Annotated in this window: 12 protein-coding genes; 9 read left to right on the plus strand and 3 right to left on the minus strand. The window is 42.4% G+C overall.

Annotated features, from left to right (window positions below):
- Positions 1 to 68: 68 nt before the first annotated feature.
- The 3 genes from ACN6KS_RS09685 to ACN6KS_RS09695 form a co-directional block, all read right to left on the minus strand.
- Complete coding sequence (locus ACN6KS_RS09685; protein WP_440961893.1) at positions 69 to 911, minus strand: sugar phosphate isomerase/epimerase family protein; 843 nt, start codon at positions 909 to 911, stop codon at positions 69 to 71.
- Complete coding sequence (locus tag ACN6KS_RS09690; protein WP_094877574.1) at positions 874 to 1,617, minus strand: rhamnogalacturonan acetylesterase; 744 nt, start codon at positions 1,615 to 1,617, stop codon at positions 874 to 876. Before ACN6KS_RS09690 ends, ACN6KS_RS09685 begins: the two co-directional genes overlap by 38 nt.
- A 108-nt stretch (positions 1,618 to 1,725) precedes the next feature.
- Entirely contained in the window at positions 1,726 to 4,071 is a 2,346-nt protein-coding gene (locus ACN6KS_RS09695; protein WP_440961894.1) for a helix-turn-helix domain-containing protein, read from the minus strand.
- Positions 4,072 to 4,250: 179 nt separating this feature from the next.
- Here ACN6KS_RS09695 and ACN6KS_RS09700 point away from each other — a divergent pair, with 179 nt between their 5' ends.
- From ACN6KS_RS09700 to ACN6KS_RS09740, 9 genes are all read left to right on the plus strand, one after another.
- Positions 4,251 to 5,768: an extracellular solute-binding protein gene (locus tag ACN6KS_RS09700; protein ID WP_440961895.1), complete on the plus strand. Its 1,518-nt coding sequence runs from the start codon at positions 4,251 to 4,253 to the stop codon at positions 5,766 to 5,768.
- A gap of 177 nt (positions 5,769 to 5,945) precedes the next feature.
- The gene (locus ACN6KS_RS09705) at positions 5,946 to 7,505 is read left to right on the plus strand and encodes an extracellular solute-binding protein (RefSeq protein WP_341134346.1); all 1,560 of its coding nucleotides are present in this window, start codon (positions 5,946 to 5,948) and stop codon (positions 7,503 to 7,505) included.
- A gap of 100 nt (positions 7,506 to 7,605) precedes the next feature.
- The gene (locus ACN6KS_RS09710; protein ID WP_440961896.1) at positions 7,606 to 8,565 is read left to right on the plus strand and encodes an ABC transporter permease; all 960 of its coding nucleotides are present in this window, start codon (positions 7,606 to 7,608) and stop codon (positions 8,563 to 8,565) included.
- Between the two features lie 21 nt (positions 8,566 to 8,586).
- Entirely contained in the window at positions 8,587 to 9,462 is an 876-nt protein-coding gene (locus ACN6KS_RS09715) for a carbohydrate ABC transporter permease (RefSeq protein WP_094870936.1), read from the plus strand.
- A gap of 41 nt (positions 9,463 to 9,503) precedes the next feature.
- On the plus strand, positions 9,504 to 10,607 hold the full coding sequence (locus ACN6KS_RS09720; RefSeq protein WP_440961897.1) for a glycoside hydrolase family 88/105 protein: 1,104 nt from the start codon (positions 9,504 to 9,506) through the stop codon (positions 10,605 to 10,607).
- A gap of 42 nt (positions 10,608 to 10,649) precedes the next feature.
- Positions 10,650 to 11,771, plus strand: a complete 1,122-nt coding sequence (locus ACN6KS_RS09725; protein WP_440961898.1) for a glycoside hydrolase family 88/105 protein — start codon at positions 10,650 to 10,652, stop codon at positions 11,769 to 11,771.
- A gap of 22 nt (positions 11,772 to 11,793) precedes the next feature.
- Positions 11,794 to 13,155: a glycoside hydrolase family 28 protein gene (locus ACN6KS_RS09730; RefSeq protein ID WP_440961899.1), complete on the plus strand. Its 1,362-nt coding sequence runs from the start codon at positions 11,794 to 11,796 to the stop codon at positions 13,153 to 13,155.
- Positions 13,156 to 13,166: 11 nt separating this feature from the next.
- On the plus strand, positions 13,167 to 14,057 hold the full coding sequence (locus ACN6KS_RS09735) for a dienelactone hydrolase family protein (RefSeq protein ID WP_440961900.1): 891 nt from the start codon (positions 13,167 to 13,169) through the stop codon (positions 14,055 to 14,057).
- Positions 14,058 to 14,084: 27 nt separating this feature from the next.
- Positions 14,085 to 15,041 (plus strand): pectinesterase family protein, encoded by a 957-nt coding sequence (locus tag ACN6KS_RS09740; RefSeq protein WP_440961901.1) that lies wholly within the window; start codon positions 14,085 to 14,087, stop codon positions 15,039 to 15,041.
- Positions 15,042 to 15,247: the final 206 nt, after the last annotated feature.

Raw genomic sequence — 15,247 nt, forward strand, 5'->3', positions numbered from 1 at the left:
GAATATAAAAATCCACTGTACAAGGTAATGAGGTGTACCGTGGATTTTTTTTGTATGAGATCTTATATTTACACGTCTTCATATATCCGGTGTAAAAAAGCGATGCTTTCTCTTAGATGCGATTCAGGAGTGCTCTCTAAAATGCCCTGAATATGCGGACGCTCGTACTTCATATAACGAAGAATCGGCTCAAACTCAAGCCAGCCCTGACCTACAGGAACAATTTTGATGGCTCCATCTTGCACGATAAAATCTTTTAAATGAATGATGGCTATTCGATTTCCTAAGAGCTTCAAAGCCTCCATAATAATAGCTTCCTGATGTAAGTAATTTGTAGGTGACATTAGATTTGCGCAATCCAATATGACCTGAAGATTATTAGAAGGAATCTCATCCAGCAGTCGGCGAGTTAAGGAAGCGGAATACAGCGGATGATGAAGTCCTGCTTCAATACCTACCGTCACACCAAAACGTTCGGCCTCTGCAACCATTACCTTTACCGAAGTAACGACCTCCTGAAAAGCCTCTTCTGTAAAATTAGCTGTGGTATAGCCCCGGCCTACACTTCCGGTCTCTGTTCCTACCAGGCTAGCGCCGAAATCTCTGGCCAAGCGAAGATGCGTATTGAATTCGGCTAACGCTTGTGCCCGTTTGAATGGATCAGTGTCTATAATATTAACGTAACAGCCAAGCACCGCCATCTGAATACCAGCCTGTCTAAAGGCATTTCCGTAATAACTAGCTGTTCCAGGGCTTATAGCAGTCAGACTCGGAGTACTGTCAGGAAAAGACTTTTTAAGTGCAAACTGAATATGAGCGAAATTATAAAACTGAATCTTTTCAATTAAATCCTTCAATGGAACTTGTGTGAAATCATGTGCTCGAACACCCAGATGCAGGGGAATGCCCATGTGATGTGATCACTCCTTTTATTAGTTGTTGTAAGTCAGTTAATGGTAAGGCAGTAGATTGTTCAATAGCCTGAACCACAAGTCTGGCGATGTGCTGAGCACCTTGATCAGAGAAATGAGTATCATCCATAACTCCATTTGGGTAATTCGGATGTGCTTTTTCAGGCAAATGCATGAATAATTTCTTGGATTCTTCTTCGCCTAATGAATGATAGAGCACTTGCGAAGCTGCGAAAATATCAAGCAGCGGTGTATGCGTTTCTTCAGCTACCTGCTTCATAGCCTCGGGATAAGCGCCTACAGCAAGCGGGTCAAGCTCTCCATCGGAGTTGAAGCGGCGGCGACTTACAGAGGTTAGTAGAACCGGAGTCCCACCTAATTGCCGAGCAGCTTCAATATATTGAATTAGGTTGCGGCGATATTCAGTGTCGGGATCAGTGTAACGCAAAGGATCTTCTTTTTTCTCATCGTTGTGTCCAAATTGAATGAAGAGGTAGTCACCGGCTTTGAAGTCTTTAAGGATGGCATCCAGGCGACCATCAGTTATAAAAGATTTGGTACTGCGGCCATTGATGGCGCGATTATCGATTCGAACAGAAGTCCCAAAATAGCCTTGCAGGTATTCTCCCCAGCCAGTCATAGGTTTCTCTCCAGCACCTTTGATAGCCGCAGTGGAATCCCCTGCGATAAATAATGTGGGTGTCATAAGTATACTCCGTGCCTCCTTAAAAGGTTATATGCACACGTTAACATATTTTGAGAAAAAAAGAGAGACTCTTTTTTTTGATTCCACCTGAACCATATTCATCTCTTTTTACATTGATTCGTCGAAGGTGGATTTAAGTTTTGTGCCAGCGTTGTGATCCCGGTATTGTCCGGGTGTCATGCCTTCCTGCTTTCGGAAAGAGCGAATGAAGTTCTGAGAGTTGTTATATCTTAATTTGGCTGCAATATCTTTAATGGGCATATCAGTTTCCTTCAGCCATTTTTTCGCCATTTTAAATCGGTACATCGTTAAATATTCACTGAAATAGTACTGGGTCTCCTTGCGGAAGACACTGCTGATATAGTTGGCATTATAATGCAGACGTGAAGCACATTCTTCTAAAGTAAGATCTGTATCGTAATCATGTTGTATCAAATCAATGATCTTCTCGGAGATGTTGTGATATTGAGCATTTTGTCTGCTGTTAAAAATCTTGATCATCGGATAAATGACCATGCTCCAGAACCAATCTTCAATTTCCGTTACAGTATGAAGGTCATGCAGCTCCTCAAATATGGAACCATTGGCATGATAAATCTGAGTTAAGCTAATACCGGATTCCTGCATCATAATGAGTAAATTATTTAGTAAGCGCGTCAACGGAATCTGGTATTCCTGTGGTGAAAGCTCATGAGCAAAGATAGATTTGAAGAGCAAATGAATGAGTTCCTTTGCTTTATCTGTTTCAGCTAATTTGATAGCGTCCAGTAAGTCATTTTCTTTATGAGTAGGGTAGTTCAAATTCAGATAGTGCTTGCCAGAGTTAATATTTTCATACTGGATAATGACACCTTTACCAAGTTTGATCCGGTGCTTCAGTGCTTCGAGTCCCTCTCTGTAAGCCGTGGATAATTTGTCAAAGGTGTTGAAGGGAAGGCTTAGACCGATGCTCACCTGAAGCTTTAGGTAGTTGTTTATCTCCTGCTGCAGCTTCTCAGTTAACGAATATAATGTCTTGTGAAAAGACTCGGTATCACTGTCTGGACTCCCTAATAAGACGACAACTGCATGATCCATAATTACAGGAGCCAGTCGTTGTTCAGGGCAGACTAACTCTTCAATTATATTGTGGGCAGCGAATAATAAGAGATTAAGATCTTTTTTCTCATAGCTGGAATCATCGGCAAAATCGATCGACAACGTAATCACAGCCATCGTCTTCCATTCTTCAAGCTGCTTATGATAGCCGAATTGTTCCAGTTCTTCAAGCAGATCACGCTTCTTGACGTTGCCATGGAAAGCATTGATTAGGAAGAAGGTACGAACCTGTTGGATATGCTGACGGACTTCTTTTTCCAGCTGTGATTTGGATTGGAATAAAGAATGAACTTGTTCTCCGATAAACTGAAACTCATTCGTATGTCTGGATTTGATGTCGGGTTTGCGTTGGCCCATTTGATTGAGCAGTCTTTCAATGGGGGTGTACATCCGTCTTGATCCGATCCATGCCAAGAGAATAGACAATAGAAGCATAAAGGTACACACGAATATCGTAAACAGGCTAATTTTTTTGGATTCTTTCGTTAAACTTTCCATGGATGTGACCGAAAGATAGACCCAGCCATTCATCTGAGAGCGCATGTAAGTGACAGAGTAATCCTTCTTGTGGATCATGGTCTTAAACTGACCTGAAAGTTTAGATGGATTAGAAATGAAAGAATCTTCAGTGAATCCGCCTTCTTTCATTGGTTTTCCGATCAAGTTGCGGTCCGGATGGAGCAGGAATCGACCTGTCTTATCCAGAACGATAATATCGTCGAGGAGCTGTACATCTGAGTTAATGAAATCCTGAAGACTGCAGACAGGAATATTAGCTAAGGCGAGCCCATATTTTTGCAGCTTATTGGTTGGGAGTTTCTTGATGAGACTAATGCTGTAGTTACAGCCTGTGACGTTAATACTTTCCTCACTGTAAAATATGGAGGATGGGTTCAGGATCCAAGAGGTATCTTCGGCAATATTCATTAAGTTTGTGAGCTGCGCATGGTCCTTGTACTCATTTAAGCGATAAACACCAGAATTTTTGATCATCCAATTTTGCTGCTGATTTAATAAGATGACATCTTCCAGCTTCGTATCGAAGGACTGCATATTGCGAATTTCGTTTCTTAAATCATTGTATAAAATGAAATCGGTTTCATTTAAAGGGTTGTTTAGTGCTTTTTTTAATACACTAGAGTTGATCACTTGGTTTAATGTTTGATTGACAGTTGTTAACTTATGTTCTACATTTGAGGTGATTTGTAAGATTAATTCCATTTTGCTGTTGTTAACGTTTTTTTGAATTTCTTTTGATGATGTGAAGTATGAAAAAGAACCGATGAACAACACAGGCAGTGTGCTAATTACAAAGGCAAACATCGTTAGCTTACTTAGAAAGCTTAATGGTCTCACGGGACTCAGCACCTTTACTTATGAAGAAGTAGACACTTGATCTAAGTGTATGTAACTTGGTAGGAAATAACAATAATCATCTTGTTCTGTGATAATCATTAGCTCTAATTATGCTTATAAATTGTAAAATTTTCAAGATATAGAGTGATAATCCTTACAATACCTAGGAGGCCACAGAAATGTCTAAAGTATCTATGGGTAAAAGGGCAACGCTGTATTTCTGCTTATTTACCATGCTCGTCTTTTCTTTTTTAAGCGCTTGCAACGATAAAGAGTCTACCGGATCCGCTCAAGATGCGGCTCGGCCGAGTATCTCAATTTTGGCACCCCTTCATTTTCCACAACAGCCTTCGAAAGAGATTATGGCGGAGATTGAAAAATTGACAGGCGTGAAGCTCGATATAAGATGGGTTCCAGAGGGGGTCTACACGGATAAGATGAATACTGCTTTGACGACTAATTCCCTCGGAAAGGTCACATTTGTAAAATTTTCAGACTATAATCTGGTGAAAAATGCTATTCGTTCGGATGCCTTTTGGGAGATTGGACCTTATCTTCAGGAGTTCTCCAATCTTAAACAACTGAACCCCGCCATTCTTAAGCAGACTTCTGTAGATAGTAAGATCTATGGCCTATATACGGAACGCCCCTCTTCCAGACAGGGAGTCATTATTCGTAAGGATTGGCTCGACAATCTCCATTTAAATAATCCACAAACACTGGATGAACTGTATGAGGTCATGAGGCAATTTACATACAACGATCCAGATCAGAATGGCAAACAGGATACCCTTGGACTAGTCGATCGAAATGATCTTGTGTATGGGGTATTCAAGACGTTAAGTTCGTATTTTGGTACACCGAATAATTGGAAACTAGAGAACCATCAATTCGTTCCTGAATTTGTGACCGCTCAGTATAAGAACACCATGAATTTCATGAAGAAATTATATGATGAGAAAATCATAAATCAGGATTTTGCCCTAACGAGCAAAGAAGTGCAACGTGATAAGTTCATAAATGGCATTGCTGGCGTATTTATTGGCAGTATGACAGATGTTCAGCGGCTTTCTATTGAAGCTCAGAATTTGAATCCGAAAGCAGAACTTACGTTAATCAATCGGATCAAAGGGCCTGAAGGATATAAAGTGTGGTCGATTCCCAATTATAACGGACTCTATCTCTTTTCCAAAAAAGCCATTGCGACGGAGGATGAACTCCGCCAGGTACTCGAATTCTTTGATCAAACCATGGATAAAGATGTAGCGAATATAATGATGTATGGGTTTGAAGGACGCCATTATAAGCTTGAGGAGGGAAAAATCATTCTTCCCGAGGAGACCTCAGAGCTGCGGGTGAAGGAAGTGAATCCGTTATATTCTTTGATGATTGCAGACATTAGTAATAAGAACATTATGGAGGTGGCTCAGAAGGAGCAATTGACCTCACTTGCGGATCAGCTAAGTAAAGATAATGAATCTTTTTTGGTCGATGATCCGACAGTTTCTCTAAGTTCATCTACCTATGATGAGAAGAATGTAGAATTGTCTACCATTATTGTAGATGCTACGTACAATTACATATTAGGCAATATAACCGCTGAGGGATTTCAGAAGGAAGTTGAGAAGTGGAGAGCTAGCGGAGGAGATCTGATTATTAAGGAATATGGTGAGGCTGAGCTTGGGATAGAAAAATAAATGGGTTAGTTTGATCCACTGCGGATGACGCGGTGGATTTTTTTGTGTTATCACCATAATCATTTGCTCAGATCCCTTTAAGAACAGGGCTTTATGGGGAAATGATTGTTTTCGTAACCTTGCGGGCGATGTAACGTGTAACTCGTAACCAATACAAATTATGGAGGTCAAAATGGTATGAAGAAGAAATCCTTCACCATGTTGTTGACAGCACTGTTAGCGTTCAGCACATTGTTAGCTGGATGTGGTGGTAACAACAATCAAGCAAGTTCTGAAACTGCAAGTGGTGAGAGCACTGCTAAGCCGGTTGAGACAGAAGTACCTAAAGAAGAAGTGAAAGCAGGACCGACAGAAATTAAGATTATGCTTCCATTAAATACTACAGAAACACCACCCGACAGAATAAAAATTGAGCTTGAAAAATTGACTAATACCAAGTTAACTTATCAATTCTATCCGGCAGATACGTATGAAGAAAAGCTGAATTCATCCTTTGCTACGGGTTCACTGCCACAAGTAACCTATTTGAAGAATCAAACCACCTTTATTCAAATGAAAGACGCGATTAAAGACGGTCAGTTCTGGGAAATCGGTCCTCTTTTAAGCGAGTTCCCTAATTTGAGTAAATTGAAACCGGAAATTCTGAATAACACGAAAGTGGATGGCAAGCTGTACACCTTGTATATCGGCCGCCCACTAGCACGCCAAGGGATCATTTACCGTAAGGACTGGGCAGATAAGCTGGGACTTAAAGCACCGGCTAATGTAGATGAATTACTGGCTATGGCTAAAGCATTCACAGAACAAGATCCAGATGGTAATGGCAAGAAGGACACCACTGGTATTATTGACCGGAATGAATTAACCTACGGTGCTTTCAAAACAGTATCCTCCTGGTTTGGTACACCGAACACATGGGGCGAAGTGGATGGCAAATTAGCACCTGACTTTACGTTCCCGCAGTATATCGATACGATGGATTTTTTCAAAAAAGTACGTGATGGCGGCTACATGAACCAAGATTTCGCGGCTACAAGTAAAACAGATGCGGTGAATATGTTCACCAGTGGTAAAGGCGGCCTTTATATCGGGGGCTCCATGCAGGATATCGATTCTCTGAATAAAGATACTATCAAGAATTTCCCGGATGCAGTTCTGGACACACATAGTATGGTTGCAGGACCGGATGGAAAGTTTGCGCAATGGATGATTCCTGGGTATAACAACGTCGTCTTGTTCCCTAAATCTGCTGTAAAAGATGAAGCAGAGCTGAAGAAGATTCTTGCTTTCTTTGATCAGATGATGACCCCTGAAGTTGCAAACTTGATGTATTGGGGCATTGAAGGCGTTCATTATACCGTTGAAGACGGTAAAGCGAAGCCTGGCGATGATAAAGAGCTGATTGAGCGTGAGGTAAAGGGCTTTAAGGATAGTGTTATTGGAGAATATGAAACGAATGGCATGTACCAAAGCTATAACGTGCTGCCAGGTCGAATCCACGCCGAAGAATTAGTTCTTGAGAATGTGAAGGTGGGTGTACCTGACCCAACTGCTGCGATGGACTCTCCTACTTATACAGAAAAAGGTGTTGAACTCCAACAAATCATTACCGATGCGACCTACAAGTATATCTATGGACAGATCGATAAGGCTGGATTTGAGAAAGAAGTGGAGAATTGGAAGAGCCGTGGCGGAGCTAAAATCATTGAAGAGTATAACGCATTGTACAAGAAATAGATTCTCGCAGAAAAAGGTTGTTGATCCTGTTTCAACAACCTTTTTTTAACCACATGGTGAAATGAAAAGTTTGAATAAAGAAGGAGAAAGGAAGAGAACCATGCAGGAACTCACCGCACAGCCAGCCCCACAACCAAAGCGTATATATAAGAGTAACAGTGAACTAAAAAAGCGGCTGTGGAGAAATAAATGGCTCTATGTCATGCTAACGCCGGGTGTACTGTACTTTATTATCTTTAAATATTTACCTATGTATGGATTAATTATCGCCTTTCAAGATTACAAGCCCTACCAAGGAATCACGGGCAGCAATTGGGTAGGGATGAAGCATTTTAGCAGGTTGTTCACAGAACCGGACTTCTTAAATATTTTAGTGAACACACTGATCCTGTTTGGATTGAATATTCTTATTTATTTTCCAATACCGATTATATTAGCCCTGATGCTGAACGAGCTTCGAGGTACATTTTTCAAGAGAACGTTTCAGACCCTATTCTATTTACCCCATTTTATGTCGTGGGTTATCGTCGTCTCCATCTCCTTCGTTATGGTTACGATGGACGGAGGCATTGTCAACGAACTGCTGGCTTATTTTGGCTTTGAAAAAATCAACTTCCTGCTTAACCCAAGCTGGTTCAGACCGATGTACATTATTCAGGTCATTTGGAGAGAAGCGGGCTGGGGAACGATTATTTATTTGGCTGCTATTGCTGCAATTGATCCAGGACTCTATGAAGCAGCACGTATGGATGGAGCTGGCCGGCTCAGACAAGTCTGGCATATTACACTTCCAGCGATTCGAGGCGTAATTATCACCTTGTTTATTTTGAAAATCGGTTCCGTTCTGGATCTTGGATTTGAACATGTCTATCTGCTGCTTAACTCCATGAATCGAGAGGTCGCGGAAATTATTGATACGTATGTATACACCGCAGGGCTAAGACAAGGACAGTTTAGTTACAGCACAGCCATTGGATTCTTTAAATCTATTGTTGGTTTGGTCATGGTCATGACGGTGAATAAAATCTCCAAGAAAATGGGAGAAGAAGGCGTTTATTGATACGTTGTAGGAGGAATCGAAATGGTAGAGGATAAAACAATCGGTGGTAGAATTTTTGCAGCAATAAATTTTACGCTGTTAGCCATTATTGCTTTGGTGACGGTGCTCCCTTTTGTGCATGTTGTAGCAGGATCTTTCACAACTAGTGCCGAGATTGCAGCGAATAAATTTGTGCTAATTCCAAAAGTGTGGAGTCTCGAAGCGTACAAGTTCATTTTTTCTACGAACACATTATTTAAAGCGATGGGAGTTTCCATCGGGGTCACAGTAATCGGAACAATCTTCAGTATGTTTATTACCTCTCTGATGGCTTACGCGCTGGCTAGAAAAGATCTGGATGGACGTAAGGTGGTTAACTTCCTGGTCGTATTCACGATGCTATTTCATGGAGGAATGATTCCAACGTTCTTGGTAGTAAAGGAATTAGGTCTTATCGACTCTTATGCAGCACTCATTCTACCTTCAGCCATTAGTGCTTTTAACATGATTATCTTAAAGAACTTTTTTCAAAATATCCCTGAGGGCTTGGAGGAATCCGCAAAAATCGATGGCTGCAACGACTTCGGCATTTTGTTCCGGATTGTCCTGCCCTTATCCCTGCCAGCCTTAGCGACTATTGGATTGTTCTATTCGGTTACGTATTGGAATACGTACATGAGCGCTATTCTGTATCTGGATGATAGTGCGAAATGGCCAATTCAAGTGCTGCTCAGACAAATCGTTGTCCTTGCAAGTGGTATGGACCATAGCGCTACGCTTGATGCAACCGTTCCACCACCGGATCAAACAATTAAGATGGCTGTCATCGTGGTAGCTACCCTGCCCATTCTCATGGTGTATCCGTTCCTGCAGAAGCATTTTGCCAAAGGTGCCATGTTAGGTTCTATGAAGGGCTAATAAGAGGAAGAGAGAGATTATTCTTTGGAAGGAGCTTGGAGATGACTGGCAGGATACCAACAACACCAATGGATTGGGCAAAAAAGGCATGCGATTCTTTAATGGATACTTACAGAGCGGGAGAGCTTCCTCCAGCACATCGTTGGCATTACCATCAAGGTGTATTTCTGTGTGGTATGGAGCTTATGTGGAATGCTGATCAAGAAGACCGCTATATCAACTATATTCAGGAATACGTGGATGATTTGGTAGATGAATATGGTAACTTTTATTTCGCCCGCGATGAGCTGGATGCTGTTCAAGCTGGACAACTGCTGTTTAATCTTCATAAACGGACAGGTAAACTCAAGTATCGCATTGCTGCCGAGAAGCTGAAGAATTTATTGCTTACGTTAAACAAAACCTCTGAAGGTGGGTATTGGCATAAGGATAAATATGCTAACCAAATGTGGTTAGATGGGCTTTATATGGCAGGCGTATTCTCGTTAAAATATGCGAATGTCTATGGTGATCCTAGCTTGCGTGATACGGTTCTCCATCAAGAGATGTTAATGCGTAAGTATATGAAAGATGAGACAACCGGGTTATTGTATCATGCTTGGGACGAGAGCCGCCGGATGCCATGGTCAAACCCGGAGACAGGGTGCTCACCGGAATTCTGGAGCAGATCGCTGGGCTGGTATGGTCTCGCCTTATCACAATTTCTTGATCTGTTGGCCGTCCAAGATCCAGCACGAGCTGAATTATCTTCTACTTTACGAGAATTCGTAGATGCCCTTATTCGTTATCAAGATCCGGTAAGTGGGCTTTGGTATCAGGTCGTAGATAAGGGGCATGAGCCGGATAATTGGCTGGAGAGCTCAGGTTCATGTTTATTCGTCTACACAATTGCCAAAGCAGTGAAGCATGGCGTTGTAAGCGATGTGGAAGTTGCTACAGCCGCGGCTAGAAAAGGTTATGAAGGGTTAATCCGAACCATTCAGTGGGATGAGCAGGATAGATTAATCTTGCCAGACATTTGTATTGGTACTTCGGCCGGGGATTACGAGAGTTACGTCACGCGGCCTAAAGTTAAAAATGATTTACATGGCGTAGGCGCGTTGGTGATGGCTTGTGTTGAGATGGAGAGCTTAATCCAAGAGTGATTCATGTGTATCCTTAAATTTAATGATATTCAGGGGGTTGGGATGAAGAGATCACATTGGGCAATCCGTACAGCTGACTCTATCATGGCAAGGACACCAAAGCTCTATGAAGATAAAGGCTACAACGGAAGCTGGACCTATGACTATGGTGTCATATTGAATGGATTTGAATGGCTGTGGAAGATAACCGGGGATGCGAAGTATCTGCAATTCATTCAAGGTCAGCTGGATTACTTTATTCAGGAGGATGGCAGCGTTAAGGGCTATCATTTGGATGAGTACAATATCGATCACATCAATAACGGGAAATTATTATTTACGCTATATAAAGAAACCAAGCAGGAAAAATATAAACAAGCGGCTGCTTTATTTAGAAAGCAACTAGAGACACATCCGCGAACCTTGGAAGGTGCTTTTTGGCATAAAAATATTTATCCCTATCAAATTTGGTTAGATGGTCTTTATATGGGTGCGCCTTTCTATTTAGCCTACTTGCAAGCTTTTGAAGAAGGGCAGGGGCTTGAAGACGTGACGAAACAGTTTATCTTGTGTGAGAAGCATACGAAGGATTGGGAAACAGGCCTGCTATACCATGCATGGGATGAACAGCGTATTCAGCCTTGGTGTGACCCCGAAACAGGCTGCTCCCCTAACTTTTGGGCGCGATCACTGGGTTGGTATCTTATGGCTCTAGTAGATGTTCTAGAATTATTGCCGAGTGGGCACTCCGATTATCCAGAGCTGATGCGTATTCTAAACGATACTTTATCTGCTGTGAAGAAATATCAGGATACTGAGTCCGGAGTCTGGTATCAAGTGATGAATCTGGGAGAACGCAAAGGGAACTATCTAGAGGCTTCCGCCTCCAGTATGATAGTGTACGCTATGGCAAAAGGTATTCGATTAGGCGTATTAGAGGCTAGTTGGTACGAACCGTTAGATTGCGCCTTCCAAGGACTTATCGCCGAATTTGTACTCCAAACCAAAGAAGGCTGGGTCAATCTAAATAAGAATTGCCAAGTAGCAGGGTTAGGTGGAGCAGATCAACGCGACGGCACTTTTGCTTATTACATTAGCGAGCCTATTGTCACTAACGACCAAAAGGGTGTCGGTGCTTTCTTGCAAGCTTGTGTGGAGTACGAGCAATTAAGAGGCTGGATCTGATATAGAATAGGAGGGCTATAGAATGTCCGTATATAATATTGAGGATTTTGGAGCGCTTAAGAATAGCGGGATGTTAGCGACAGAAGCAATTACGCGTGCGATTGAAGCGGCAAGTGAGGCTGGTGGAGGAACTGTGTATGTGCCAGCAGGTACTTACTATACGGGTGCGATTGTTATGAAAAGCAATATTGAATTAAATTTAAATCCGGGAGCGATTCTTTCATTCAGTACGAATCCGGTGAATTACCCAGCTGTGGAATGTAGATGGGAAGGAGTGAAGCAGCAGGTTCATACGCCTTGTATTCATGGAAAAGGTTTAGTCAATGTATCGATTACCGGAAGCGGAACTATTAATGGTAATGGCAAAGCATGGTGGGATGTATTTCGGAACCGCCCTGAAGAGCTGAAGTACCCCCGTCCGACTTTGATTGGATTTGATAGCTGTCAGCGGGTAACGATTAAGGATGTCTCGCTAGTGAATTCTCCAAGCTGGACCGTTAATCCTGTGGGCTGCTACAATGTGACGATTGATAATCTGTCCATTAATAACCCGGCTGATTCTCCGAATACAGATGGTATTAATCCAGAATCTTGTACGAATGTTCGGATTAGTAACTGTAATATTGATGTAGGTGATGACTGCATTGCTATCAAAGCGGGAACTGAAGATACGAAAGAGCGCCTTCCATGCGAGAATATTACAATCACCAATTGTACCATGGTTCATGGGCATGGGGGAGTTGTACTCGGAAGTGAAATGAGCGGAGATATTCGTAATGTAACCATTAGTAACTGTGTATTCAAACAAACCGATCGCGGCATACGAATGAAATCAAGACGTGGACGCGGAGGGACGATTGAAGATATTCGGATCAGTAATATTGTAATGGAAGACGTCATTTGTCCGTTCACACTAAATCTATACTATTTCTGTGGACCTCGCGGGAAAGAGAAGTATGTGTGGGACAAAAACCCTTATCCGATTACAGATGAAACGCCATGCTTTAGACGAATTCATTTCGCCAATATTACCGCACGTAATGTACATGCCTCTGCGGGATTCTTATATGGACTTGCAGAGCAGTATGTATCGGAGATTACTTTTACAAATATTGATATCTCCATGGCACGCAATGCAGTTCCCGGGCATCCGGATATGATGACAGGGATCGAGAACATGAACAATCGCGGATTTTTTCTGGGCAATGCAAGGGATGTGCAATTTCATCAGGTGAGCATCGAGAATCATGAAGGGCCTGCTTTTTATATTGAAAATGGCGAAGCGATAGAGATCATGAATTGTCATTCGAAGAACACGAGCAAGCCAGAAAAGCTAGTAGAACAAGTTACAGTTTCTCCTACAGAACAGAATGTGTGTCCGTAAGGGAGGGAACCATGGAGCCTGATAAACTGAAGGAACTGTTGGGCGATCTTCCGTTGGATAAGCCGATTGCCGTAACTGTGATGAACCAAGAGGAGCGGGACGGATATAGTCTGGAATCTCTTTCACTGGATCTTAATGGAATTGAACAGGTGCCGGCTTATGTGGCAATCCCTTTGGATAAGGAAGGGCCGTTTCCACTAGTTGTCTTTAATCATTCTCATGGAGGGAATTACGCGAATGGACGTAACGAGTTTGTTCGGAGTAGTTCCTATTTGCAACAGCCCTCTTTTGCTAAAGTCTTAACAGAGATGGGTTACGCTGCTTGCTGTATCGACATGTGGGGATTTAATGAGCGTGGTGGCAGAACTGAGAGTGAGTTAGTGAAGGAAATGCTGTGGCAGGGGCAGGTCATGTGGGGCATGATGCTATATGACAATATTCGGATGCTAGATTACATGTACCGACGTGAGGATATTGATACGTCACGAATCGCAACAATCGGTATGTCCATGGGTGGTTTGATGGCCTGGTGGCTGGCTGCATTAGACGAACGAGTCGGGGTGATTGTCGATATTTGTGGTCAAGTCGATGCGCATACCCTAATTGCTGTAAGAGGACTAGATCACCATGGTTACTATTCTTATGTGCCCGGGTTATTGAAGCATTTCACAACGCTCGATATTCAAAAGCGGATCGTTCCCCGCCCGCGAATGAGCCTAGTAGGCAGAAATGATCGGCTATGTCCCACTGAAGGAGTAGAACTCTTGGATAGGGGGCTCTCCGAAGCTTATCAAACGGCAGGGAAATCAGAACATTGGCAACCTGTCATTTCTAGTGGTGGGCATATGGAGACCTTGGAAATGCGGACTTTATGGCAGCAATTTTTGGCGAAGTATCTCTAAAATCCATAGAAGGGAACTTAACCAACGATGCTAGTAGTAGGCAAAGAATCCTTTTGTGACTATCACACGATTCAAGAGGCGATAGATTCACTAGAGCGTGAGCCATCGGACCAAGCAGATACGCTTTATATTTTGTCAGGCATCTATAATGAGACAGTTAGGATTTATCGTTCTTATTTAACGATTATAGGGATTGGCCTCGTGGAAATAACCATGAATCATTATGCCAAAGAGCGTGATGAAGCGGGTGAAGAAATCAATACGTTTGCTACACCAACGTTATTTCTGGAAGGTACCGACCTGGTCTTAGAGAACCTGGTGATTTCCAATAGTGCTGGGCAGGGAGAACATATTGGTCAGGCGGTAGCCGTTTATTCGCATTGTGACCAAACCGTGTTCAGACATTGTACCTTTAAAGGGCATCAAGACACGTTGTTCACAGGGCCTTTGCCACCTACTCCACGAGAGCGAGGGGCATTCGGAGGCGTTCCGCTGAGAGAACATCATGCCCATTATCGTCAGTTGTATCAGCATTGCTATATAGAAGGAACGATTGATTTTATTTTTGGCGGTGCAACGGCTTATTTTGATCAATGTGAAATCCGCAGTTTACGTCATTATGAAAACAATACAGGGTATAAAGTAGCTGCCTCCACACCCGAAGGACAGCCACATGGCTTTATTTTTAAAAATTGCTTATTAACAGCCGACTCTGATATTGCTCCAGTGTTTTTAGGACGTCCTTGGCGTGAGTACGCTAAGACTACATTTGTGGGTTGCAAGATGGGTTCGCATATTCATCCTTTGGGCTGGGACAACTGGAATAACTCAGCGAACGAGAAAACTGTAAGATATCAGGAATTTGGCGTGAAGGATGCTGCTAATGTGCGAAAGCAACGTGTTCCCTGGGCGGATTGCTTTGAGGAAGGGGAAGAAGCGCTGGATAAGGCGTTTGTTTTTGCTGGGACGGATTTTTGGAAGTAATACTGTAATTGATTAGTCTATAAAAAAGAGGCAGTCATGGACGAGTGAACCAAAGTCCTAGGCTGCCGTTTTTAATGAATTAGCTCTTTATCGTTTATTCTTTTGTTTTCTTTCGAAATATGTCCAAGAGTAATAGATCAACCAAAATACCATAGGAACTATTAAAACATAAGGTCTTTGGATTGCTGGAAGAATGTAAAACAAAA

This window comes from Paenibacillus nitricinens (assembly GCF_052056485.1).
Taxonomy (GTDB): domain Bacteria; phylum Bacillota; class Bacilli; order Paenibacillales; family Paenibacillaceae; genus Paenibacillus_AQ; species Paenibacillus_AQ nitricinens.